This window comes from Polaribacter sp. M10 (assembly GCF_054968445.1).
In genome coordinates, this window is sequence record NZ_JBSSBG010000010.1 from 17,355 (window position 1) to 42,442 (window position 25,088).

Annotated in this window: 24 protein-coding genes, 1 tRNA gene and 1 pseudogene; 14 read left to right on the forward strand and 12 right to left on the reverse strand. The window is 29.8% G+C overall.

Going from position 1 to position 25,088, the window contains the following annotated elements; all coding sequences use genetic code 11:
• Both ACWYN7_RS10395 and ACWYN7_RS10400 read right to left on the reverse strand, forming a co-directional pair.
• The gene (locus ACWYN7_RS10395; RefSeq protein WP_462859868.1) at nt 1-1,200 is read right to left on the reverse strand and encodes an NADH:ubiquinone reductase (Na(+)-transporting) subunit B; all 1,200 of its coding nucleotides are present in this window, start codon (nt 1,198-1,200) and stop codon (nt 1-3) included.
• A gap of 4 nt (nt 1,201-1,204) precedes the next feature.
• Entirely contained in the window at nt 1,205-2,554 is a 1,350-nt protein-coding gene (locus ACWYN7_RS10400) for a Na(+)-translocating NADH-quinone reductase subunit A (protein ID WP_462859869.1), read from the reverse strand.
• Between the two features lie 196 nt (nt 2,555-2,750).
• Between ACWYN7_RS10400 and ACWYN7_RS10405 the strand changes: the two genes are divergently transcribed.
• The 4 genes and pseudogenes from ACWYN7_RS10405 to ACWYN7_RS10420 all read left to right on the forward strand — a co-directional run bounded on the left by ACWYN7_RS10405 (nt 2,751) and on the right by ACWYN7_RS10420 (nt 5,540).
• Nucleotides 2,751-3,968 (forward strand): type IX secretion system plug protein, encoded by a 1,218-nt coding sequence (locus ACWYN7_RS10405; protein ID WP_462859961.1) that lies wholly within the window; start codon nt 2,751-2,753, stop codon nt 3,966-3,968.
• A 49-nt stretch (nt 3,969-4,017) separates the two neighbouring features.
• Complete coding sequence (gene apaG / locus ACWYN7_RS10410) at nt 4,018-4,404, forward strand: Co2+/Mg2+ efflux protein ApaG (RefSeq protein WP_462859870.1); 387 nt, start codon at nt 4,018-4,020, stop codon at nt 4,402-4,404.
• Nucleotides 4,405-4,523: 119 nt separating this feature from the next.
• Nucleotides 4,524-4,697 (forward strand): annotated as a pseudogene (locus ACWYN7_RS10415) (DUF3667 domain-containing protein); the annotation flags it as partial.
• Between the two features lie 24 nt (nt 4,698-4,721).
• A complete protein-coding gene (locus tag ACWYN7_RS10420; RefSeq protein WP_462859871.1) occupies nt 4,722-5,540 on the forward strand; it encodes a hypothetical protein in 819 nt (272 codons plus the stop codon).
• A 7-nt stretch (nt 5,541-5,547) separates the two neighbouring features.
• Here the strand turns inward: ACWYN7_RS10420 and ACWYN7_RS10425 are convergent, their stop codons facing one another.
• Complete coding sequence (locus tag ACWYN7_RS10425; RefSeq protein WP_462859872.1) at nt 5,548-6,237, reverse strand: NRDE family protein; 690 nt, start codon at nt 6,235-6,237, stop codon at nt 5,548-5,550.
• A 156-nt stretch (nt 6,238-6,393) separates the two neighbouring features.
• On the opposite strand from ACWYN7_RS10425, the gene pruA reads away from it, so the two are divergent.
• Entirely contained in the window at nt 6,394-8,019 is a 1,626-nt protein-coding gene (gene pruA, locus ACWYN7_RS10430) for an L-glutamate gamma-semialdehyde dehydrogenase (protein ID WP_462859873.1), read from the forward strand.
• Between the two features lie 61 nt (nt 8,020-8,080).
• Here pruA and ACWYN7_RS10435 read toward each other — a convergent pair whose 3' ends face one another.
• Together ACWYN7_RS10435 and ACWYN7_RS10440 are read right to left on the reverse strand one after the other, a co-directional pair.
• Nucleotides 8,081-8,755, reverse strand: a complete 675-nt coding sequence (locus ACWYN7_RS10435; protein ID WP_462859874.1) for a hypothetical protein — start codon at nt 8,753-8,755, stop codon at nt 8,081-8,083.
• Nucleotides 8,752-12,483, reverse strand: coding sequence for a reprolysin-like metallopeptidase (locus tag ACWYN7_RS10440; RefSeq protein WP_462859875.1), 3,732 nt, complete (start codon nt 12,481-12,483; stop codon nt 8,752-8,754). Before ACWYN7_RS10440 ends, ACWYN7_RS10435 begins: the two co-directional genes overlap by 4 nt.
• A gap of 61 nt (nt 12,484-12,544) precedes the next feature.
• Here ACWYN7_RS10440 and lipB point away from each other — a divergent pair, with 61 nt between their 5' ends.
• The gene (lipB, locus tag ACWYN7_RS10445; protein ID WP_462859876.1) at nt 12,545-13,252 is read left to right on the forward strand and encodes a lipoyl(octanoyl) transferase LipB; all 708 of its coding nucleotides are present in this window, start codon (nt 12,545-12,547) and stop codon (nt 13,250-13,252) included.
• Nucleotides 13,253-13,347: 95 nt separating this feature from the next.
• On the opposite strand, the gene ACWYN7_RS10450 is transcribed toward lipB, so the two are convergent.
• Together ACWYN7_RS10450 and ACWYN7_RS10455 are read right to left on the reverse strand one after the other, a co-directional pair.
• Nucleotides 13,348-14,400: a nucleoid-associated protein gene (locus ACWYN7_RS10450; protein WP_462859877.1), complete on the reverse strand. Its 1,053-nt coding sequence runs from the start codon at nt 14,398-14,400 to the stop codon at nt 13,348-13,350.
• Between the two features lie 172 nt (nt 14,401-14,572).
• Nucleotides 14,573-15,172: a ribonuclease HII gene (locus ACWYN7_RS10455; protein WP_462859878.1), complete on the reverse strand. Its 600-nt coding sequence runs from the start codon at nt 15,170-15,172 to the stop codon at nt 14,573-14,575.
• Between the two features lie 184 nt (nt 15,173-15,356).
• Between ACWYN7_RS10455 and ACWYN7_RS10460 the strand changes: the two genes are divergently transcribed.
• The 3 genes from ACWYN7_RS10460 to ACWYN7_RS10470 all read left to right on the forward strand — a co-directional run bounded on the left by ACWYN7_RS10460 (nt 15,357) and on the right by ACWYN7_RS10470 (nt 17,916).
• Nucleotides 15,357-17,312 carry a putative porin gene (locus tag ACWYN7_RS10460; RefSeq protein WP_462859879.1) on the forward strand — a complete coding sequence of 652 codons (1,956 nt, stop codon included), beginning with the start codon at nt 15,357-15,359 and terminating at the stop codon, nt 17,310-17,312.
• A gap of 87 nt (nt 17,313-17,399) precedes the next feature.
• The gene (locus ACWYN7_RS10465) at nt 17,400-17,687 is read left to right on the forward strand and encodes a hypothetical protein (RefSeq protein WP_462859880.1); all 288 of its coding nucleotides are present in this window, start codon (nt 17,400-17,402) and stop codon (nt 17,685-17,687) included.
• The gene (locus tag ACWYN7_RS10470) at nt 17,671-17,916 is read left to right on the forward strand and encodes a hypothetical protein (RefSeq protein ID WP_462859882.1); all 246 of its coding nucleotides are present in this window, start codon (nt 17,671-17,673) and stop codon (nt 17,914-17,916) included. Before ACWYN7_RS10465 ends, ACWYN7_RS10470 begins: the two co-directional genes overlap by 17 nt.
• Here ACWYN7_RS10470 and ACWYN7_RS10475 read toward each other — a convergent pair.
• The 5 genes from ACWYN7_RS10475 to ACWYN7_RS10495 form a co-directional block, all read right to left on the reverse strand.
• Nucleotides 17,908-18,648 (reverse strand): phosphatase PAP2 family protein, encoded by a 741-nt coding sequence (locus ACWYN7_RS10475; RefSeq protein ID WP_462859883.1) that lies wholly within the window; start codon nt 18,646-18,648, stop codon nt 17,908-17,910. The genes ACWYN7_RS10470 and ACWYN7_RS10475 overlap by 9 nt on opposite strands.
• A 37-nt stretch (nt 18,649-18,685) precedes the next feature.
• Nucleotides 18,686-19,132 carry a GNAT family N-acetyltransferase gene (locus ACWYN7_RS10480; RefSeq protein ID WP_462859884.1) on the reverse strand — a complete coding sequence of 149 codons (447 nt, stop codon included), beginning with the start codon at nt 19,130-19,132 and terminating at the stop codon, nt 18,686-18,688.
• A complete protein-coding gene (gene nhaC, locus ACWYN7_RS10485; RefSeq protein WP_462859885.1) occupies nt 19,132-20,601 on the reverse strand; it encodes a Na+/H+ antiporter NhaC in 1,470 nt (489 codons plus the stop codon). Before nhaC ends, ACWYN7_RS10480 begins: the two co-directional genes overlap by 1 nt.
• Nucleotides 20,602-20,776: 175 nt before the next feature.
• The gene (locus ACWYN7_RS10490; protein ID WP_462859886.1) at nt 20,777-21,391 is read right to left on the reverse strand and encodes a DUF1684 domain-containing protein; all 615 of its coding nucleotides are present in this window, start codon (nt 21,389-21,391) and stop codon (nt 20,777-20,779) included.
• A gap of 170 nt (nt 21,392-21,561) precedes the next feature.
• On the reverse strand, nt 21,562-22,491 hold the full coding sequence (locus ACWYN7_RS10495; protein ID WP_462859887.1) for a calcium/sodium antiporter: 930 nt from the start codon (nt 22,489-22,491) through the stop codon (nt 21,562-21,564).
• Nucleotides 22,492-23,061: 570 nt separating this feature from the next.
• On the opposite strand from ACWYN7_RS10495, the gene ACWYN7_RS10500 reads away from it, so the two are divergent.
• The 5 genes from ACWYN7_RS10500 to ACWYN7_RS10520 all read left to right on the forward strand — a co-directional run bounded on the left by ACWYN7_RS10500 (nt 23,062) and on the right by ACWYN7_RS10520 (nt 25,075).
• Nucleotides 23,062-23,214: an SsrA-binding protein gene (locus tag ACWYN7_RS10500; RefSeq protein WP_462859888.1), complete on the forward strand. Its 153-nt coding sequence runs from the start codon at nt 23,062-23,064 to the stop codon at nt 23,212-23,214.
• A gap of 12 nt (nt 23,215-23,226) precedes the next feature.
• Nucleotides 23,227-23,457 carry a putative signal transducing protein gene (locus tag ACWYN7_RS10505; RefSeq protein ID WP_462859889.1) on the forward strand — a complete coding sequence of 77 codons (231 nt, stop codon included), beginning with the start codon at nt 23,227-23,229 and terminating at the stop codon, nt 23,455-23,457.
• 57 nt (nt 23,458-23,514) lie between these two features.
• Nucleotides 23,515-23,591, forward strand: a tRNA-Arg gene (locus ACWYN7_RS10510).
• 601 nt (nt 23,592-24,192) lie between these two features.
• Nucleotides 24,193-24,522, forward strand: coding sequence for a hypothetical protein (locus tag ACWYN7_RS10515; protein WP_462859890.1), 330 nt, complete (start codon nt 24,193-24,195; stop codon nt 24,520-24,522).
• Entirely contained in the window at nt 24,503-25,075 is a 573-nt protein-coding gene (locus ACWYN7_RS10520) for a hypothetical protein (RefSeq protein ID WP_462859891.1), read from the forward strand. The genes ACWYN7_RS10515 and ACWYN7_RS10520 overlap by 20 nt, the downstream gene beginning before the upstream one ends.
• Nucleotides 25,076-25,088: the final 13 nt, after the last annotated feature.

Consider the following 25,088-nt stretch of genomic DNA (forward strand, 5'->3'; position numbering starts at 1 on the left):
TTAGGCAGTTTTAACTTTAGTACGTTTTAATCTTCTTTTTACATTACCTTGAACTACATAATGATCTATAGTTGGTGCAAAAACATTCATTAATAAGATTGCTAAAAATACACCTTCTGGATATGCAGGATTAAATACACGAATCATAATTGAAATAAAACCAATTAAGAAACCGTAAATCCATTTTCCTTTATTTGTTTGGGATGCTGTTACTGGATCTGTTGCCATGTAAACAGCACCAAATGCTAAACCACCAATCATTAAGTGTTCCCACCAAACTGTGTTCATTAATCCGTAGAATTTACTAGACTCAGTAATAATGTCTGCATTTACAATTCCGTTAAAAATTAACCCCATAACTGCAGCACCAATAAATGTTGATACTATAATTCTCCAACTTCCTATTTTTGTAAAAATTAAGAAAGCGGCTCCTAATAAGATTAAGAATGTTGATGTTTCACCAACTGAACCTGGTATAAAGCCCATAAATTTATCCCAATTCGAGTAAATTACTTCTTGGTTCTGTGCATAACTACCTAAAATAGTTTCACCAGAAATTGCGTCTGGAGTACCTGTTCTATTTACAGCATCGTAAACCCAAACTTTATCTCCAGACATCCAAGTTGGATATGCAAAAAATAAGAAAGCTCTAATGGTTAAAGCTGGGTTTAAGATATTCATACCTGTGCCCCCAAAAACTTCTTTACCAATTACAACTCCAAAAACAACTGCAACTGCTAACATCCATAAAGGTGTATCAACAGGAACAATTAATGGAACTAACATACCTGTTACTAAGTAACCTTCTTCTACTTCGTGACCTTTAATGATAGCAAAAATGAATTCTACACCTAAACCAACTCCATAAGAAACAATTACTAAGGGTAATACTTTTATAATTCCTATCCAAAGGTTATCCCAAGTAAAAAAGTTTGCTAAAACATCAGTTCTTAAAGAACTGTCTATAGCTGCATAATGTTGATAACCTGCATTAAACATACCAAATAGTAAACATGGCACTAGTGCCATAATTACAATATTCATTGTACGTTTTAAGTCGTCTGCTGCTTTTATATGAGTTCCTCCATGAGTAACTTCATTTGGTAAATATAAAAAGGTATGGATTGCATTGAATGCAGGTGCCATTTTTGTCCCTTTATATTTTTCTTTTAAATTATGTAAATTTTGTTTTAAGCCCATAATCTTATCCTAATTCTTGTCTCATTAAATCTAAACCTTCACGAATTATTTTTTGGTGTGGTTGTTTAGACACACAAATAAATTCGGTTAATGCAAAATCTTCTGGAGCTACTTCATAACCACCTAATGCTTCCATTTCATCTAAATCTTTTATCATAAATGCTTTTAACAATTGCATTGGATAAATATCTAAAGGAAAAACTTCTTCATAAGAACCTGTAACCACAAAAGCTCTATGTTCTCCATTTGTATTGGTATCTAAATCGTACTTTTTCTTAGGATTTAACCAAGAAAAAGTTAATGCTCTTGAAGTAGATATTTTATTAAAGATGGGTTTGTTCCATCCAAAGAACTCGTAATCATCTCCTTCTGGAATTGCAGTAATTTGGTTATCATAATAACCTAAGAAACCATCTTCCTCTACTTGATTACCAGACAACACATTACCACTAATAATTCTAGTATTATCGGCATTTAAATTACCTTTGGTAAGATCTGATATGGTTGCACCTGCAATTGCAGTTACATATTGTGGCTTACTAAATTGAGAACCTGTTAATGCAACTGTTCTTTCTGCATTAAATTTACCTGTTAACAACAACTCACCAATTACAACCAAATCTTGAGGCGTTACAACCCAAACAACTTCTCCTTTATTAATAGGATCTATGTTTGCAATTTGCGTACCTACATTACCTGATGGATGTGGACCAGAAACTTTATGCAACTCTACACCCGTTAATTTTGATAAAACTGAATTAGAGTTTGCACCAACTGAAAGATGTACTTTACCTTCTGTTAATTTAGATACTGCATTAATTGCAGCTTGTAACTCAGCTTCTTTACCAGCTAAAGTATACTCTAAATCTGCAGCTAATGGCGCACTTGCATAGCCAGAAATAAAAATTGCTTTTGGAGCTTGATTAGGGTTTGCCACAACATCATAAGGACGTTGTTTTATAAATGGCCAACACCCAGAAGTAAACAAATGATTTTTTACATCTTGTTCAGACATTTTGGCAACATCTACTACTCCAAAATCTTTATGAACTTGAGTATCATCAGCAGCAATTTTTATGGTTAAAACTTTTCTTCTTGCTCCACGAATTACCTCTACAACTTTACCAGAAACAGGACTTGGAAATAAAATGCGTTCGTCACTTTTTGAGTAAAAAAGTGTCTCTCCTGCCTTTACTTCTGCACCTTCTTTGGCAACAAGCTTTGGTATAATTCCGTGAAAATCTTCTGGTTTTATTGCATAAATACTACTTAAAGAACTTTTTGTAGTGTTTTTTTCTGCAATACCAACAAGCTTAATATCTAAGCCTTTTTTAATACGAATGTCTTTTGACATAGTAAATTTGGAATTTTAATTATCTAAAAAAATCACGCAAATTTACGGATTTTACATCTTGTTTTAGACACAATTTAAAGCTTAAATTTATTATTTATATTTATTCTAAATAATTAAAATTAAACGAAAACCTTGTAGTGTTAAAATTTGGCTTAAAATTTGATTATTCTGAAAAATGAATACTTATTTTTGTAATATGTTAAATCAATTTTTACGAATATGTTTTGTTTTATGGAGCTTAAATTCAATTTCGCAAAACATAAAATCGATTCAGTTAAGACCCTTACAAGAAAATAATTATTCTTCAATTGTACCTTTAGGCACTGTTTTAGAATTGTCTTTTGATGATTTAGACGCAGATGCAAAAGATTACAAATATAGAATTGAACACATGACCCATGATTGGCAAAAAAGCAGATTACTCTCTAGCCAATTTATAGATGGTTTTGATGAAAATACCATAATAGATGTTACCAATTCTTTTAATACTTTTCAGAGTTATTCGCATTATTCTGTAAAAATCCCGAATATAAATACCGTAATTACCAAAAGTGGAAACTACCTTTTATCTGTTTTAAATGATGATGATGAAGTTGTTTTTACCAGAAAATTTGTGCTTTACGAAAGTGCTGCAATTATTGGTGTACAAGTTTCAAGAAGCAGAAATGCTAAAACTTTACAAACACAGCAAACTGTTGAGTTTTCGATAAATCATCCTAATTTACGCATCAATAATCCGTCACAAGAAATAAATGTAGTAGTCTTAAAAAATGAAAACTGGAATGAAAAAATTACAGATTTACAGCCAACATTTTTTAAACAAAACCAATTGTTATACACTTACGCTAATAAAACCAATTTTGATGGCGGAAACGAATATTTAAATTTTGACAGCAAACTCATCAGAAATAGAAGTGTAAATACGGTTAGAATTGAAATGAAAGATATTTTTCATCATTATTTATATCCTTATACATATAATGAGTATTTATCTTACAGATATAACCCTGATATTAATGGGCAGTTTGTAATTAGAACTTTAGAAGGAAATGACACCAACACAGAAGCAGATTATGCTATGATGCATTTTACCTTATTTGCTGATGCTCCTTTTATAGACAAAGATGTCTATATTTATGGTGCTTTTAATAATTTTGAAATTAAAGAAAATGCCAAAATGACTTATGATTTTAAAGACAAAAGTTACAAAGCAAACTTGCTTTTAAAACAAGGTTTTTACAATTATACTTTTGCTACTGTAGACAAATTTAATTCTGTTGATACAAATGCCATAAATGGAAATTTTTATCAAACAGAAAACCAATATACAGTACTAGCATATTACAAACCTTTTGGCGGTTTATACGATAGAGTTATTGGAGTTGGCACTGCTTATTTTGATCAAAATAGATAATTGATTTTTGACTTGTGTTTTTTGTTCAAAAAAACTACATTTACCCTGAATGGTAGAACAAATTACAAAAGGAATTAAAATTTCTGTACACACGAAATATAATGGTACAAGCTATAGAAATAATAGACTGTATTATGTATTCGCTTATTTTATTACCATAGAAAATAATTCTTTGCAAACCGTTAAATTAACAGAACGGTTTTGGAAAATTTACGATTCGCTTAATAAAACAGAAACTGTTGCAGGCGAAGGTGTTGTTGGGCAAACGCCTATTTTAAATCCGAACGACACTTATTCTTATAGTTCTGGTTGTTTTTTAGAATCGAATATTGGAGCTATGAAAGGTTTTTATAAAATGGAAAACCTAGAAACTTTAGAAGAATTTAATGTTATTATTCCCACATTCCAACTCTCAACTCAAGTCTTATCAAACTAACTAGAAAAAAAAATAAAGTTGCTAAAATTAAAGATCCAGAATGTCTAAATTGTGGACATCCATTTTTTGGCGGCGAAAAATTTTGTCCTGAATGTGGTCAAACGAACAAAGGGAATAAAATAACTTTCAAAAATTTTGTTCACGAAGTTTTTAATGGTCTTTTTAATTTTGATGCCAAGTTTTGGAAAACAATAATTCCGCTTTTAACAAAACCTGGTAAAGTTTCTAGAGATTATATAGATGGTAAAAGACAACGCTATTCTAATCCTTTTCGTTTTTACTTAACAGCTTCTATCCTCTTTTTTTTAATTGTTGGTTTGTTTAAAACTATAGAAAAATATGAAGCTTTAGCCAGAGAAAGTTCCGCAGAAATTGCAGAAGTAATTAAAAAAGACACCTTACAAAAAAAGAAAAAAGTACCTACTGATGCAGAAATAGATTCAATACAACAAAAATTAGATAAAGATTTAAAATCAACTTTTATACCAATACCAGAACCTGCAAGAAAAGCAATTTTAGATGAAGTTGAAAAAGAAGCTAGAGACACTACAAAAACAAAAGATAAGAAAGACTTAAATTTTAATTTTGGTGGTTATACTAAGTTAGATAAGTTTACAGATTATGTAAAAAAATATCCAGATTCTAAAATGGATGTTGCCTTAGATTCTTTAGGTTTTGATAAAACTTTTACCAATCGTTTTTTATTTACAAGAGCTAAAACCTTGTATTCTTTTACAGAAAACGAAGAAAGTAGACAACAGTTTTTTAGTCAGATTTTATCTTCAGGATCCATTTCTCTATTTATATTATTGCCTTTTTTTACCTTGTTTTTAAAGCTTTTTTACATTAGAAGAAAATTCGGATACATAGATCACTTGATCTTTGTTTTTCACGTGCAAACTGTATTTTTTATGCTTTTTTCTATATTCTTTCTACTTAGAATATTCGAATTTAAACCGCAATTAGGGATATTTACTATCCTATTTTTACTCTATTTGATTATTGCCATGAAAAAATTCTATCAACAAGGGTACTTTAAAACATTTTCAAAATTTATTCTTTTAAACATTTGTTATTCTATTGTTGCAGCTTTCGGAATTATTTTTGTTTTTCTGATCTCTTTTGCACTGTTTTAAATAAAAACTATACTTCTATTTCAGCCAAATCAAAATAATTAAAAGCAACATCATTGTCTTTTTTTAAGATTGATGTAATACTTACAGTTTCTATAAATTCGCGTTTCATTTTAATTGATGTTTCAGAATTTCCTAGAGAGTCATTATTGTGAAACTCTAAAATTTTTTCTTTTAAAAAAATAGGATTATTCTTCAGCCAATCTGCAAACCATTTTTCTCTTTGTAGTTGCATTTCTGCTGTATACAACGTAGAAGATGACCATATTTTTGGTTCTTGTGGCAATTTTTTAAAGTGTTTTTTTGTTCCATCCCAAACCAACTCGTAGATTGAAAATTCAGATTTCCAATCGATTAAAATTAAAGTAAATGGTTCTATGTTGTTAAAATCAAAATTATGGATGTAAGCAACTGCATCATCCGTAGCAAGTAAATTTTTAACAATTATACCTCTACTCATTTTATAAGGCAACTCTCTTTTATGATTTTTAAATCCGCCATTTAACAAACAAACTAATCTATTTTTATGGCTTGTACCAATCCATGTTCCACCCGCTAATTCGTCTTTTGGGTAGGTTAATGTTACATCATTCTCTATGTACGTTTTTGGCGGAATTGTTTTTCTTAACGGAGTTTCATCTCTATTAGAAGTTAAAATAAAACTATTTTTACCTATAGGAAGATAAGTTACTGTACACATTTACTACATTTCTTAATTATCATAAATAACACATTCTTATAATAATATTGATTATAACTCAACAAAAGTCAATTAATAAGCATCAAAATTATTAAAACAAAAATTGTAACTTTGTTGCTTTCAAAATTAGTCGATTCAAATTTAAAAACATACAAAATGACAAGAGGATTTTTTAATGTTCCAGTTGCAGTAAATGAACCTGTAAAAACTTATGCTCCTGGCTCTCCAGAAAGAGAAGAATTATTAGCTACATATAAAACAATGTACAATAGTTCTGTTGATGTGCCTATGTATATAAACGGACAAGAAGTTAGAACAGGAAACACAAAAAACATTACACCTCCTCACGATCATCAACACGTAGTTGGGCAATATCATACAGCAGAAAAAAAACACGTAGATGAAGCTATAGAAACTGCATTAGCTGCAAGAGAAGCATGGTCTTCTGTTTCTTGGATGGAAAGAGCATCGATTTTTCTAAAGGCAGCTGAATTACTAGCAGGTCCTTACAGAGCTAAAATGAATGCTGCAACTATGATTGCACAATCTAAAAACGTGCACCAAGCAGAAATTGATGCAGCTTGCGAAATGGTAGATTTCTTTAGATTTAATGTACAATACATGACAGATATTTTTAAAGATCAGCCAGCATCTGCACCAGGAATTTGGAACAGAGTTGAGTACAGACCTTTAGAAGGTTTTGTGTATGCAATTTCTCCTTTTAACTTTACTTCTATTGCAGCAAATTTACCTGCAGCAGCAGCTTTAATGGGTAATGTTGTAGTTTGGAAACCATCTGATCATCAAGCATATTCTGCACAAGTTATTGTAGATTTATTTAAAGAAGCTGGTTTACCTGATGGTGTAATTAACGTAGTTTACGGAGATCCTGTAATGATTTCTGATACTTGTTTAACATCTCCAGATTTCTCTGGATTACACTTTACAGGTTCTACCACTGTATTTAAAAACTTATGGAAACAGATTGGTAACAACATCCACAATTATAAAACTTACCCAAGAATTGTAGGAGAAACTGGTGGTAAAGATTTTATTTGGGCGCATAATTCAGCAAATCCATTACAAGTAGCAACCGCAATTACAAGAGGTGCGTTTGAATATCAAGGTCAAAAGTGTTCTGCTGCTTCACGTGCTTACATACCTACTTCTATTTGGGATGATGTTTTAAAACACTTAAAACAACAAACATCAGAGTTAAAAATGGGTTCTCCAGAAGATCCATCAAACTTTATAAATGCGGTAATTCACGAAGGTTCTTTTGATAAAATTGCAAAATATATTGATGCTGCAAAAGAAGATACTGATGCAGAGGTTATTATTGGTGGAAATCATGATAAATCAAAAGGATATTTTATTCAGCCAACCGTAATTTTGGCAAAATCGCCAACTTATGCAACCATCACAACAGAATTGTTTGGGCCTGTAATTACCATTTATATTTATGAGGATGCTGAATGGGAAGCTTCTTTAAAATTAGTAGACGAATCTACAGAATATGCTTTAACTGGAGCTATTTTTTCTACAGATAGATATATAGTAGAAAAAGCATCTAAAGCGTTAGAAAATGCAGCTGGTAACTTTTATATTAATGATAAACCAACAGGAGCAGTTGTAGGTCAGCAACCTTTTGGAGGAGCCAGAGCTTCTGGAACAAATGACAAAGCTGGTTCTGCACAAAACTTATTACGTTGGACATCTGTTAGATTAATAAAAGAAACTTTTGTAACACCACAAGATTACAAATATCCATTTTTAGGATAGGAAATTAATTTTCAAAATAAAAGCTTCATCAATTAAATTTGATGAGGCTTTTTTTTATTTGTTAATTAACTGTAAAAGACCATATTTGCCCTATAGACTTAGCTCCATTTTCATCTTTTACATTTACTTTCCAAAAATAGGTTCTTCCAGAGACTACACTAACCGAAAAATTTTCTGTAGTTACATTATTATCTACCAATGCAGGATCTGTATTTTCGCCAAAAAATACTTCATAAGATAACACATCATTAAAATTAGGATCTCCAGCTTTCCAAGTTAATTGTAAAGTACCATCAGAAACTATAGTATTATTATTTGGTGTTAATAATTGCGATGTAAATGGCACATAGTTTTTCTCTGCATCTCCTTTTGTATAAAATGCAAAAACCTGCGAAGAGCTACCTAAGTTATTATTTATATCTAAAGCATCTACTTTCCAATAGTAAGCAGTTTCTTTTTCTAATGTAATTTCAATTTGACTATTAGTAATGGTTCTATTTTCTACAACATCTGCAAAATTTCTATCTTTGGCTACAATTAAGTTATATTCTAAATCATCATTTTCTGGATCAATTGCTTCTGTCCAATCAAATGTAATGGTATTTTCTATACACAGTAAATTTTCTGATGGAAAGAGCAAATCTACTACACTAGGAGCCTGATTTGCCTTCTTTGAACAATTTACAAGCAGAAAAAGACCCATTAACAAAAATGATTTTATATATGCTTTTTTCATCGTTTTAAAATTTTAATTGGTGAGGTGTTTACTATAGATAACTTTAAAATATAAATTCCTTTAGCATAACCTTGAAATGGAATTTGTAACACTCCATTATCTTGTTTAAATTCTTTTCTAAAAATAAGCTTACCATTTATATCAAAAATAGCAGTTTCAATCGTTAAATCTTCTATTCCCAAAGGTAATTGTAGCTCTATAAAGTTGCTTACAGGGTTTTGTTTTAAAATAACATCACCTATACTTTTCTGAAATATACCCTCACAATCTTTTGCTGTTTTAACCTCTAACTTTCCTGTTTCAGTAATTTCTAAATCAAACTCTTTTTCACTAGATACCGTAATTAATTCGCTATTTAAATAAACATTGTAAGGAGGTGTACCTTCTTCTATTTTAAATGAATATGTACTTGATGACTTTGAATGCGTTAGTTTTAAGCTAACTGGCTCAGCTTCTTCGATAACAACCTCAAAACAATTGGTTACATTTAAAGTATTTGTAGTAATACAAATTTCATAGCTTCCAGGAGCAGCATCACCTAAAATAAAATCACTAGAATTAAATGCTTGATTAATGTTTGTTGATGGGCCAATAATGGTTAACTGTCGGGTGAAACCATCTTGCTTGTTTTCTACTTCAATAATACCATCGTTCGCATCTACACAACTTTCAGATGTTATTAAAATTGAATAACCATCCACTTCTGCCACAGTTACTGAATAATCTTCTGTTTCTCCCCATTCTGTAAGATGATCATCATCACAGGCACCTAACCCATAGCCATCTGCAGGATCATCATATTCAATAACAACTCTCATTCTAGTTTTTCCAGATCTCGCATCACTTGGTACAGTAATATTAAAAGTTAGCGTACCTACATCATTCAATTCAGTTCCAAGATCATACCTTTCTGTATTATTATCAAATTTATAATCTTGGTTCCAATCGATAAAAACAAAACAATGATCTTGATAACCAGCAGTATTTAACGTAACACTTACCTGATGTGTATCTCCTCTTAAAACGTTGGTATTTAAATTTGTGAAATCTTCATAACCATCATTCATATCATTGTCAGAAGTATTATTAATAGTACCAAAGGTTACATTTGTAATATGTTCTGCCCCATCAGCTTCATCTGTAAAAGTAGAATTACAGTAACTGGGTGATAATGTTGTAAAACTAAAAACATCAGAATAAGAGCCTTCTCCACAGTCATTTTTTGGTTTTACCCTCCAAAAATATTCTATTAACCCAGATAAATTATTTGTTGTGTATGTATTTGAAGTAACATTACCCGAAGAAACAATATTTGTAAAAGCAGCTTCTGTGGCTATTTGTACGTCATAAGAAATAGCATTAGAGTTTGCCTCCCAAATTAAATCTCCTGTTAAGTCAATATTTGTAGCTCCATTTATTGGGGATGTAAGTGTAATTTCATTAAAACTAGAAGATGTTAATTTTAAATCGACATCTAAACTTTGAGTAATACTTGTTGATGAACCTAGCACTGCAATTGTATAATCTTGTGCTGTTTTACCATCTAAATTAGATACAGACATGGTTACATTGCCATCGCTATTTATGGTTGTTGGATTAAAAACAACTGTGGCTTCTGATGGTTGACCAGTAGCAGATAGTGTAACCGTTTCTGAAAAACCATTTACAAAATCGAAATTTAAAGTATAGTCTACGGTATCATCACCTGAATTACAAGCTACCTGATTACCAGTATTATTATTTAAAACAAATGTTGGTGTGGTGGAATTTATAGTAAAATTGGTGTTATTAACATTATAAAAAATATTGTCTGCAGCTTCAACCATAATTCTTGCTGTAGTTGTTGTATTGTCTGGAATTATAACACTTTCTGAACCATCATTTGCTGTATTAGTTTTTAACAAAATAGGAAAAGTAACTCCACCATCTGTAGATAATCTAATATTTACTGATGTACAATTAATTGGTGCTTGATTTGTAGTTCCAGTTTTCCAAGTAATGGTTTGTGCAGAACCAACATCCCACGAAACAGCTGTACTTGGAGCACTTACTGTAAAGGCCTCATCATCTGTAACCGTAATTTTAACATCATCTCTAGCTGTACTTCCTCCACCAGCATTATTATCTCTCACTAAAAACGAAAAATTTAAATCTCTAGCTACAGAGGGCAAAACTTCCCAAGTTGTAGAAGAGCTCCCTGCCACTATGGTTGCCAATTTTGGCATATATCTAATTGGTGTAGTTTGCGATGGCAAGGACCTAAACATTGGTCCAACAGAGTTTGTTGCTAAAGGTGGCATTGTTCCCACTTCGTTATCAATTTGTTCCCAGTTATACGTTAAAGAGCTTAAACCATCTGCATCAGTTGCTACACCTTCTAATTTAAAAGGTGTAGATTTTGGGATAGAATAATCTAAACCCGCATTTGCAGTTGGTGCAGCATTGTTTGTATTTGTGGTTACAGCACAACTACCAGAAGATTGAATATGACTCCACATTTGTGCTATACTAACTGCATGAAAATAATCGTCGCTATTACCAGTAGCAGCTCCAGTACCAACTACGTTAGGAGAACAAATACCTGCATAGCCCATTATTGTAGAAGCACTTCCTGGCTCTACAGCTGTTGCACTAGATCTATTGCAATCGTTATTTTGTGTATGCGTTGCTCCAAATTGATGTCCTATTTCGTGAACTACAAAATCAATATCATAAGGATCTCCAATTGGAGAAGCTATTCCTGTAACTCCTCTTGCTTTCTGGCCAGAAACACAAACTACTCCTAAACCAGCCAAACCATCTCCACCAACACTAAAAATGTGACCAATATCATAATTTTCAGTACCAATTTCAGAATCGCAAATCGATTGCACTTCGTTTATCATAGTATCAGCATTACCATCAGTTATATTGTCTGTGTCTTCATCTAAAAAAATAACGTCATCGTTATTTGCCACAATTACCATTTTAACGGCTAAATCTTTTTCAAAAACGCCATTAATTCTTGTTATAGATGTGTTCATTGCTGATAAAACTGCAGCTTTTTTAACAGCATCTGTTGCTGTAGAAGACACATTTTGCCGATTTAAATGAAATTGCGCATACTCTCCACTACAAACTAGTGCCAATCTAAAAGTTCTTAGTTTACCATCGTTTGCATTTTTTGCAACATCCGAAAAAAACAATGTTTTATTAGCAGTTTCTTCTACCAAGCATTCAAAATCTTCTTCTTTAGAAATTGTATTTCTGTTGTAAACAATATAATCTTGCTTGTCTTTGGAATAAGGGTCTATATAAGTTGTTTCGTGATGACCAGAAAATATAACCCCATGAAAACCATCTGTACCTAAACTAATTTTTGCAATTGCTGTAGGGTCATCAATTCCTTGTGCTGAATATGATTTTATTTCTGGAAATTTCTCTTGTAATTCTACCTCAAAATTTGATGATTCTGTTACAACAAATTTTTTCATTTCTCCATTTGCATCAGGCAATTGAACTATAGTATTTGTGTTTTTTGATTTTGCCTTAAGATTAGAAGCAAAACTTTCTAAGTTTAAAGAAACCAATTTATATTCTTTAGGAGAATGTTTTTTACTAAAAACAGCGGTTTCATCCTTATCGTATTTTGTTTTTGAAATCTTTTGCCAATTCTCTTGCGCAATTATTTTAGGTCCAAATAAAAAAATTACTGTTGATAATAAAAAAAGGGGACTTTTAATATTCATAATATCGTTTAAATATAAGCCCTCCAAATATAATGAAATATTTACCTTTGTACTTTAGATTATGAACAGAAACATCGAATTAAAAGACTTATTAGTTAAGGATTACAAGGAAACTTGGGATTATCAAACTGAATTACTACAAGAAATTGTAGACGTTAAGATTTCTAATCGTAGAAATGACTTGCAAAAAACTACTAAAAATCACTTTTTGTTTGTAGAGCATCCTCATGTTTACACGCTAGGAAAAAGTGGTGATATAAGTAATTTACTGTTGAATGAAAATCAACTTAAAGAAAAAGGAGCTACTTTTTACAAAATTAACAGAGGTGGAGATATTACCTATCATGGCCCAGGACAAATTGTAGGTTACCCAATTTTAGATTTAGAAAATTTCTTTACAGATATTCATAAATACCTGCGTTTATTAGAAGAAACCATTATTTTAACCATTGCAGAATATGGAATAAAAGGCACAAGAAGCGAAGGTGAAACAGGTGTTTGGCTTGATGTTGGCACCCCTTTTGCTCGTAAAATTTGTGCAATGGGTATTCGTTCTTCTAGATGGGTAACCATGCATGGTTTTGCCTTAAACGCTAACGTAAATTTAGGTTATTTTGATAATATTATTCCTTGTGGAATTAAAGGTAAAGCAGTTACTTCTATGGAAGCTGAGTTGAATAGAAAGGTTGATTTAGAAGAAGTAAAAACTAAAATTTTAAAGCATTTTAAAACACTTTTTGAGGTTGATGAGTTTATGGTTAATGGTTAATGGTTAGTGGTTAATGGTTTGTGGTTTGTGGTTGATGGAAGTAGATAGTTTTGCTTAACTAACAACCAACAACTAATAACTAATAACTAACAAACCTATTTCTCTTCGTTAAAATACACTTTGTAATATTTCATTTTCTTCTCTTCATCATAACCTCTTTCTAAATATTCTGAGGCTGCATCTGGTGCGTCTACATCTAATTTTATGCTGATGTTTGTATCTAACTTTATTTCTGTTTTTAACTTGCTTTTTTCTTTCTTTAAAACAACTCCAGAAACATCAAAATTATTACGGATTAAAACATCATTTAAATCTTCGTAGTGTTTTTTATAATCTTCGAACAAGTCTTTGTGTTTGTCTTCTTCAAAAATTTCGTCTTTAAATTCGTGATAATCTACAGCTTCGTGTTCTTTAAAATAATCTACTGTATTTGCTAAGAAATTACCTTGTTCGTGTTTTCCAAATTCTGGTTTTATAACCTCTTCAGAAAACTCTTTACACAATTCTAAATAGTTCTGAGTATGTGAGTTATAATCGTCTGCTAATTTTACAGATAAGAAATTTTTAATCCAATATTGAGCATCGTAATTGTTGTTATCTACAGAAAAAACAACTGTACCTTCTGTATCTGATGTATTTAAAATTAAACAACCTTTATCTATTCTTTTGGTTGATATTCCTTTTTGAACTACAACATCAAAACTATCATTGTCATCTAAATAGGTCTGAAAAAAATCGACCTTATTTTCGATTTTAAAAATTCCAATTGCCTCTGTTAAAACATCTTTATACTCTAAACCCTCTATAAAAACTACAATTACATCTCCTGTTTTAATTTGAGCAGAATTCGATTGTTCGTACAAATGATTTACAATGTTTTTAGAGTATTCTATAAACGTATTTTCGTCTTTAAAAACTTCGGATGCATAATTATTTAACTCATTTAAACGCACATCTGCATGATGAGAAAAACGATAACTTTGTGTTAAACTACCAAATGGTTTTAATAAAAAACTCTTCATTAAATCGTAACCTTCTTGATCGAAACGAATTAAATCTTCTGAAAGCACATTTTGACCGCTATTGAATTTATTAGCAACTTTGTGTAAAATGCATTTGGTGATTTCGGCTCTTGTTTTTTTAATCATCATCTAGAAATTTGGAGCGTAAAAATAGTTGAACTTTTTTAAATAATTTGAAGTTATTTACTAAAGTTTGCAAACAAGTTTAGCCCTGATTGAACGTCTTGTTTGAGCTCTTTTTTGCTTTTTGGAGCAAAAAAAGCGAGTAGTGAAAGCAGGAAATAGCTTCTAAAAAAAACTATAACTTCAACTTTAATTGTTCTGGCAACAACTTAAATGTTTTTCTATGGTATTTTGTGGCACCAAATTCACGAATGGCATTTCTGTGTTCTTTGGTTGGGTAACCTTTGTTTTTTTGCCAATTGTACATGGGTAATTCTTGATGAATTTTAGCCATATACTCATCTCTATAGGTTTTTGCCAACACAGATGCTGCTGCAATACTTAGATATTTTGAATCGCCTTTTACAATAGTTTTGTGTGGAATGTCTTTATAATTACGAAACTTATTGCCATCTATAATGATAAATTCTGGCGTAACTTTTAGTTGATCTAAAGACCTGTGCATACCTGTAATTGAAGCTTGAAGTACGTTTATTTCATCAACTTCTTCTTGCCAAATAAAAGAAACCCCAAAAGCCAAAGCATTTTGTTCTATAAAAGGTCTTAATTCGTCTCTCTTTTTTTCTGACAATTGCTTGGAATCATTTAAAAAAGGATGTGTAAAATCTTTTGGTAAAATAACAGCTGCAGCCACAACAGGACCAGACAAACAGCCTCTACCAGCTTCGTCTGTACCTGCTTCTAAAGTAAAACCACTAAAATTTGATTGTAACATTTTACAAAGAAAAGAAATCTTTTTCTTTTAAATTATTGTTCTATAATCAAGTTGATTATAAAATTTACAGGAAAGACAATTTTTGCAAAACTTAGAAAAACAATATTTAATTAACAGATTTCAGCATAATTATTAACGATACTTTTCGTTTAATTATTTTACATTTGCCTTGTATTAATCTACTATGAATAAAAAGCTTTTTTACATTCTTTTACTACTTATTTGCTCTAATAGTATATTTGGTCAGCGAATAAGACAACAAATTGAAGGAGGATCTTTTGGAAACTCTAAAAACGATACTTTAAACAATTCTAACGAAACCAAAGTAATTTTATCTGGTAAAACAAAGTACACAGATTACAAAATATTTTCGCACAAAAGAGATACCACATACATAGACACTACTTTAACGTTACAAAAAGAATACAAATTCAATTATCTTAGAAAAGATAATTTTGAGCTGCTTGAGTTCCATAACCAAGGACAGACTTTTAATAATTTAGGCTATAGTTTTGATAATGTTAGTCAGTTTCCGGATATTGGTTTTAGCGCAAAACAAGTAAGTTATTTAGATGTAGAAGACATTAAATATTACGAAGTACCTACACCAACAACCGAAATTTTATACAGAACTGGTTTGCAACAAGGGCAAGTTGTTGATGCACTTTTTACTTTAAATTTTTCGAGAAGATTAAATGTTTCGCTTTCGTATAAAGGTTTACGATCTTTAGGTGCGTACAGACAATCTTTAGTAAGTAATGGTAATTTTAGAGGTGCTTTTCATTATAGAACCAAAGAAAACCAATATGAAATTAGAGGACATTTAACTACTCAAGATTTTTTTCATGAAGAAAGTGGAGGTTTAACAGAAGATGCTTTAAATTATTTTATTACTGAAGATCCTGATTTTGAACAACGTTCTAGACTAGATGTTAATTTAACTGATGCAGAAAGTCAGTTTGATGGTACTAGAGTGTATCTAGAACATAGTTATAAAATACTATCTAGCAAAGACACAATTAACGATAAAGATTTTACTAATTTAAAAGTTGGTCACGTTTTTACTAGCGAAAACAAGTTTTATAGCTTTAATCAAACCTCAACTACAACAGACATTTTTGGATCTGCTAATGCTTCTGGTGCCACTGATAACAAAGCCGAAAGTTCAATAACTAACAATGAGTTAAATCTTGAATTTAATTCGAAATATGTTTTGGGGAAGTTTAAAGCAAAGGCAAATCTTATTAGCTACAAATACGGTTATGACACTATTTTAAATACGAGTAGCACTATTAATAAATTAAAATTAGAAGGAAATGCAATTTCTGTTGGTGCAGACTGGAATGCCAAAATTAAAAACTTTCAATTAAATGCTGATGCAGCTTTAACACCTGGTTCTGGAAGATTATCTGGAAGCCATTTACAAGGTGAAGCTGTGTATTTAAAAGACAGTCTTTTTGGATTAAAAGGAAGTTTATTATTAAGTTCTAAATCGCCTAATTTTAATACATTATTACATCAAAGTAAATATGATGCTTACAATTGGCAAAACGATTTCAGCAACGTAAACACAAGAGATTTAGGTTTTGCTTTTACTTCTAAATTGATAAATGCCAATCTAAACTTTACCAATATTGACAATTACACGTATTTTGACGAAAACAATCTACCTCAACAATATGGAAGTCAAATAACCTATTTAAAGGTTAAAGCAAACAGAGAGTTTAAATTCTGGAAATTAGGATTAGACAACACTGTTATGTATCAAAATGTTACTAGTGGTGCAGAAGTTTTTAGAGTACCAGAATTTGTTACTAGAAATACTTTATATTATACTGATGAATGGTTTGAAGGAAAACCAATGTTGGTAAATATTGGAGTTACGTTTAAGTACTTTACCAAATATAATGCCAATGCTTATAACCCTTTATTGGCAGAATTTACGCTACAAAATACGGATGAAATTGGCTACCCAACTTTTGATGTGTTCTTTAATGCAAGAGTACGTAGAACTCGAATTTACTTTAAAATAGATAATGTAACTTCTAGTTTTGCAGAAAAGAATTATTTTTCGGCACCTAACTATCCTTATAGAGATTTTACCATTCGTTTTGGTTTGGTTTGGAATTGGTTTATATAAAAGTTATGAGCTAAATTCTTTTTATTTAGACTGCGTTCAAAACAAATACTAATAGGGGTTTTTAGCAATTTTTTTGAATAAAATGTTATGTATATACTTTTATTTATTTTCTTTATCATAGCAATGTGGTTGTTTAGTATTTACCTTTTATCTTATTGGAAATATGTATATTGGTATGCTTTTTTAAACCTAATATTAATTGCAATTTATTTTAGTATTATAAATTACGGAGGCAAATATTTATGGAGCCATGATGAATATGGTTTAGGTGCTTTTTTTAGATTAATATTTGCATTAATTCTACATACAATAATAGGGTTTATTTTTGCTATTTATAAAAGTTATAAACTTAGAAGAGATGAAAGATCAACTTAAAAATAATTGGAAACTCTTTTTAATTGCGAGTTTAACCTTGGGTTTAGCTCCTTTTAATCCGCCACATATTTGGGGGAAAATTCAATGGATTTTAGGAGGGAATGCCTTTGATGCCCAAAAAGGTTTACAACCACAAGATTGGTTCGATGTTCTTTTACACGGTTCCCCTTGGATACTTCTGTTAGTTTCAGGAGTTTTAAACTTAGTTTACCGCAAAAAATCAGTATAAATTTATCGTGTTCGGATCTTCTCTAAATATTTTAAAAAGATTCAAAATTAAAATACAGAAAACTACCCAAATAAATCCGGCTACAAAACCACCAACAATATCCGAAGGAAAATGTACGCCTAAATATATTCTACTAATTCCGATACTTAAAATCAATAATATAAACACACTAATTAAACTAAATTTTAAAAGTTTATTGATTTTAAAAGTAACTATCAAATAAATTAAAAACCCGTAAAAAGCCATGGCTGTCATTGCGTGACCACTTGGATAACTCAATGTTTTTACAGATACCAAGTGTTCTAAAGTAGGTCTTTGCCTATTAATTAATTGTTTTAAAATTAAATTTGAACTTAATGCAAGAGTTAATACTGATAATAGTTGTAATACATATTTCCAATTTTTAAAAAAGAGATAAAACAAGATAGCACAAATTGATAAAACAGCTAAATACCCAAAAGTATCTCCAACATCTGTAACAAATTTAAAATAGGCAGTTAAACCATCAGACCTAAAACTTGTAATATAATCGCTTACTGAAGTATCGAATTCTGATAGCACATCTGTGTGTAAATTCTTGGTGAGTTTTACAAAAAATTTAATTCCGTAAATAACAATTATTAAAGTAATAATCACAGTAACTAAATAAGGGATTTTACCATCATATTTTTGAAACTTTTGCGATAAAAACTCTTTAAACCTTGAAATTAAAAACTTTAATTGTTTGTACATAAAAGATTGCTTTCTGTTTTACTTTTTAATGTTTAATTTATAAATCTAACTTCATCACTGGTAAAAAACGACCACCTATTGAACTTTGTTTTTTATCAATAATTACAAAACTCTGTGATTGATAAAAAGCAGCCGCATTTGGGTCTGATACTACTGTTATGTATTTCGCTTCTAATTTTTTTGCTTTTTGAACTGCGTGCACTAACAATTGTTTACCTATTCCTTTACCTATAAAATCAGGAAGAACAAAAAGCATCTCTAATTCAATTGCTTTTTCTTTTGGCGGATTTAACATGTAAAAACCAACAGTTGTATCATCAAACATAAATTGATAGACAAACAGTTCATTAATCATTGTTTCTGAAACTGTTAAATCTGGTTTCCAACTTTCTAAATCATCATTAGAATACCCCCAAAAAGCTTTCGATTTTAAAGCAATTTCTGTAAGTATTCTTGCATCAGGAGTTGTTGCAACAACAATCATTATTTATCTCTAAGCATTCTAATTTTTAGATTAAAAGCTGCAAAAAGCAAGGTCATAAATGGACTTAACCAGTTAAAAATGGCATATAAAAAGTATTCTCCTACTCCAACACCTAAAACACTAGATTGATATGCTCCACATGTATTCCATGGAATTAAAACAGAAGTTACAGTACCAGAATCTTCTAAAGTTCTACTTAAATTTTCTGGTGCTAAACCTTTATCTTCATACGCTTTTTTAAACATTTTACCTGGAATTACAAGCGCCAAATATTGGTCTGATGCCACAATGTTTAATCCTAAACAACTTACAACTGTACTTGCAAATAACCCAAAGATTGAAGAAGCTATAGACAACAAACTTTTGGTAATTTTAGCTAAAGCACCAATTGCATCCATTATACCTCCAAAAACCATTGCACAGATTATTAGAAAAATTGTCCATAGCATTCCGTTCATTCCACCAGCGTAAAAAAGTTCTGTTAATTTTTCATTGTCAGTCTCTATGCTAGTTTCGGTTAAAATAGAAGTTATCACAGTATTGAATTTAGAATCGGACAAACTCAGTAATACATCACCTTGAAAAATAAAGGCAAAAGTAGCAGCTAATATAACTCCAATTCCGAGTGCCAATAATGGCTTCGTTTTCATTAAAATCATTGCTATAACCACTGCAGGAACTATAAACAATAGTGGTGTTATATTAAATGTATTGTCTATAGATGCTAATAAATTACTAATATCTGCATTACCAGAAGTATCTATTGTACTGCTTAAAATTCCGAAAACGACTAATGTAATTACAATTGTTGGCACAGTTGTAAAGGCCATATATTTAATATGTGTAAACAAATCTGTACCTGCCATTGCTGGCGCTAAATTTGTAGTATCAGAAAGTGGAGACATTTTATCGCCAAAATAAGCCCCAGAAATTACTGCTCCTGCAATCATTCCTGTTGGGATTCCTAAAGCACTACCAATACCAATTAATGCAATACCTACTGTTGCAGAAGTTGTCCAAGAACTACCAGTTGCAATCGAAATTATGGCTGCAATTATTACTGATGCTGGCAAGAAAATTTCAGGACTCAAAACTTGCAATCCATAATAAACCATTGCTGGTATTATACCACTTACCAACCAAGAACCTGCTAATGCGCCTACTAAAAAAAGAATCATTATAGGTACAAAAACACTTTTCCAGTTTTCCCAAACTTCAGTTATCATGGTTTTTACAGATACCTTGTTATAAAAACCGACAGCAGCTGCAATTACGCCACCCATTAATAATATATATTGATTTGTGTAACCACCTAACCATTCTTGATCCTCAACCAAAAAAATATTATAAGCCAACAAACACATTAAAATAATTACCGGAATTAGAGATTCTAAAAGATTCAACTCTTTGTTCTCTATAATTTTTTGATCTTCTATTTCTATTTCAGATAAGTTTTTATTTTCTTGCATTTTCTAATTTTTCTAGCGTAATGTTACGATTTTAGAAGATGTTATGCAAATCGAAATCATTCTTAAACTAATTATGCTTTATTTACCCTTCTAAATTTTAATTTATAACCAATATATAATCAATAAAAAAAAGTATTGAGTATGTTTTGTTTGCTTATACATTTAAAGCAATTAATTAATGGTTATCAAAAGCTTTTATACCCGCTTTTATTTCGATATCTAAATGATTTTTTCTTGGTGTTAATGGGCAAGAATATTTATCATTATACGCACAATAAGGGTTGTACGTATTGTTAAAATTTAAAATTACTGTTCCGTCTGCATTAATATCGTAAAGCATAACATCCATATAACGTCCACCTCCATAAGATTCATTTCCAGAAGTATCATCTGTAAATGGCAAAAACAGGTAATCTTTGTAAGTAGCATCGTTTAAATCGTCTTGACTTTGGTATAAAGTAAGTTCTAAATCTTTACCTTTTATTGTAAAATACAACTTTCCATACTCTTTGTACAATGGTTTTCTGTCTGTAGTTGTTGCCATTTGAAAAATTGGTGCATTTTCTGTTTTTATCAATTTAGCAGTAACAATAAATGTAGAATCTACAGGAAAAAAATCTAACCCTTTAAAGTTTTTTAAATCCTTCTTTTTTAAGGGCGATGTTGTAGCATCTTTATAACTCGCATTTAATTTTTGTTGATATTCAGTAACACCTTGTAAAGGTCTTTTATCTTGTGATGTACAAGAAGCTAGTAAAAGTGTAAATAATAAAATTAAAGAATACTTCATAAAGATGATTTTTACCTTTCAAAAATACAACATTCCTATATTTTAGGATGTTTACCAAGTCTCTTTATCTAGCACTTATTTTACGGCGCTTTTTCAATTATTTGGAGTGTGCATTTTGACTTTATATCTGAAAATCATCCACAGAAAAAAAATAAAAAGAGATATTACTTTTACAAAGTTAAATAGATAAACACACAATAGGCTGCTAATAAAACAGCTCCTTGTTTAAAGTTTAATGTATATTTTTTTGGCAATAAAACCATTGGTAGAATAATAAAAGAAATCCCTAACATCCAATAAATATCACTGGTTAGCAATCTATCATCAGACAAAGAGATAGGAGTTATTATAGATGTAATCCCAATTACTGCAAGAATATTAAAAATATTAGAACCAATTAAATTACCTAAAGAAATGGCTTTTTCCTTTTTAATAACAGCAATTATTGATGCTGCTAATTCTGGAATACTTGTACCTATAGAAACTACTGTAACTCCTATTACACGTTCTGTAACTCCAAAATCTAAAGCCAAAGCTGTTGCTCCTTTTATTAATAATTCTGAACCAGCCCAAAGCCCTAAACCTCCAAGAATTAAAAAGAGTGTAGTTTTAATACTTGATAAAGTAACCTCATCTTCTAACTCTTCTATTTCTATGTTTTTTTGAGTTCGTAAAAGATAAATTAAGAAAAGTATTAAAAAGGCAAATAGTAAAACACCTTCGTATTGTAATATGATATGATCGTTAGCTAAAAATAAAAATAATAAGAAAGATGCAATCATCATTACTGGCCAATCTGTTTTGTAAAAGCTTTTTTCTACTTGCATTTTTCCTAACAATAAGGTTATACCCAACACCAAGCCTAAATTTGCAATATTAGAACCAATTACATTACCTAATGCCAAATCAGAAGCTCCGTTTAAAGCTGCATTTATACTTACAATAAGTTCTGGAGCAGACGTTGCAAAAGAAACCACTGTCATACCCACAACAACTTTAGATATGTTTAATTTTAATGATATCGCTATTGCAGATTTCAACAACCAGTTTCCTCCAAAAACCAATAAAAATAAACCTCCAATAATTAGTAAAAAATTCATTTATTCTCTTTTTTGCGAAGATACATTTTTATCACTTTCTAGAGAGTACTAAAAATAAAAAAGCCTTATTACCTCTTTAATTTTATGGCTTTTCCTTTACTCTTCTAAAAACTATAAAATAATTGCTTTACTTTATTACAGTTTTATCTATTTACACTCTTTTAACAATATATCAGTAAGGTTTTTGTAGGGTTAACCATTACATATTAAAACAAATATCATTTTTTTGATTTTATATCTTAAATCAATTTAAAAACTTTTAATATAATCCTTTGGACAGCATATTTCAATCATTGTATATTCAAAAAACAAATACACAAATAACCAAAATTACTAACTTTTAAATACACTTACTATGATTGTTTTTATTCTTAACATTATTAAATTTATTGCTCATCTTATTGCTCTTATTTTACTTTAAAACATTAAAAAATTGACTATGAAAAACTTAAAAAAAAAATCTAATTACTAATTAAGAACTGCTAAAAATTCGCTTTGGTTTAAAAACAATTCTTTACTAAAATTTAGAATTGTTATTTTTCATTAAATTTGACGACTAATCTAACTGAAATGAAAAAGCAAGTTTTTAAAACTTTGGCTAAAATTAATAAGGCTATTTTACCTTCTTTTACAAAAAAGGGGCTGGATATTTCTAAGGCTACAAAATTACAATTAGCTATAATTGGTTTTAGAGCTTTTGTAACTAAAAATTCACTTGACTAAAAACCTAAAATTATGGATACTTCTTATGTTAAATTATTTACAAACACCAATATTATAGTTCGTGGTTTACAACATTTGTTAGAAAATGAAAACATTAAATATATTATTAAAGACAGGTTCGAATCTGCAAGGCTAGCAGGTTATGGAGAGTCTATGGGAGCTGTAGAATTACATGTTTTAAATGATGATTTAGAAAATGCAGAAAAGATATTAATGGATTATAAAGAAAAAATAAATTCATAAAAATGAATATTGGCTTTCTAATTTAAAAAAATGATATTATATTTGCAGCCGCTTAATGGCCATGTGGCGCAACTGAATAGCGCACTTGATTACGGCTCAAGAGGTTCTAGGTTTGAATCCTAGCATGGTCACCACAAAACCAGCACTTTACAAGTTTTTTGTAAATGCTGGTTTTTTTTTATTTGCAGAAATCCTGATTTTTCCCTTCTATTACACCATTTTTTATTGATTTTAAAGGTCCGTTATTACATGTTTAAAAAAAATTATACTCTATATGACATATAAAAATTTTAATTTTATTGCAATTTAAATATTACTAATTGAGTTCTCTTTTTTGTAATCTCATAATAAAAATCAACTTTATATGTTTAGATAGCATAAGACAGAACTCAATATAATAGCAGTTTTAGAAATTTATATGAAGAATATTATCTAGAAAAATCTTAATCTCATTCCATTTAATTAAAATGTACGCCGCTTTTCTCTAATTTAAGCTTCCTTTTATGTTTTACAAACGAATACAATATTACTACCAATACAATAAAAACCACACTTTATAAAAATATTATGAATTAAACAATCTTAAAGTTATATTATTCATAAATAAAACAAATAAGGTTTATTAAAAACAAATTAATATTTGCAGATACATATTTTAATATATATATTTGAAAATACATTTATCTATAATGATTATAGATAATTAGTTATTTAAACAATCCAATTCCCCCAGTTATGGATCATATAAAAACTAATTTTATTGAACATTTGTTTCTTGTAGTTAAAAATCAAAATTTTAGCTATAAAAAATCTGCTGAAACAAATAATTCTAAAACAAACTTTTTTATTTTCAATCTATTTTTGGCGGTTTATTCTTTGCTGAACTTATTTTTAAGGATATCAAACAATTTCTTTGAAACTTTTATCAATAAGCATAAGCAGTACAGAACAAGCAATCTTAAGGCATTAAGATTAGAATTTATTTTTTTAGAAAATAGATTTTTTATTAATGCTCTTGATCTAAGACCAATAAAATTGAAAGTGTATGAAAAAGTTAGTTATTAAACCTCATAAAATATTTTTTACTTTTTCTAATTTAGAGAAAAAGCATAAAATAATTACTTATTTCTCTTTACTATTTTTAACGGTATCTACCTATTTTTTAAGAACAGAAAACAAAAATGTTAAAGGTAATTATAAAATTTTGAAAGAAAGAAGTAGCAACCTAGAACAAAATATGGTGCTTTTTAATAGAAATTACGAAGGCTTTCCTTTGCCTGTTTGGCAAAAAATAAAGCGCGGTAATGAGTTTATAATGCAATATGTAAACCCTGAATTTGTAAATATTTTTGGAAAAAACTTGAATAAAGATGAATATGCTTTTATTGGAAAAAATAATTTTGAATTGTTTCCTAAAGATATTGCCGAAATTTATTACAAAAACGACATTGAAGTATCTATAAATGGAAATGAATTGGAATGTGATGAAAAAACTTTAGATGTTAATGGCAATCTATTAAAACTTAAAGTGATAAAATGGCGCAAAATAAAAGATAACAAAGACACTTTGATTTATGGAATGGTAAAAGAAATGATCCCCTTTAAAAACATAAATTGAAGATATAAATAAT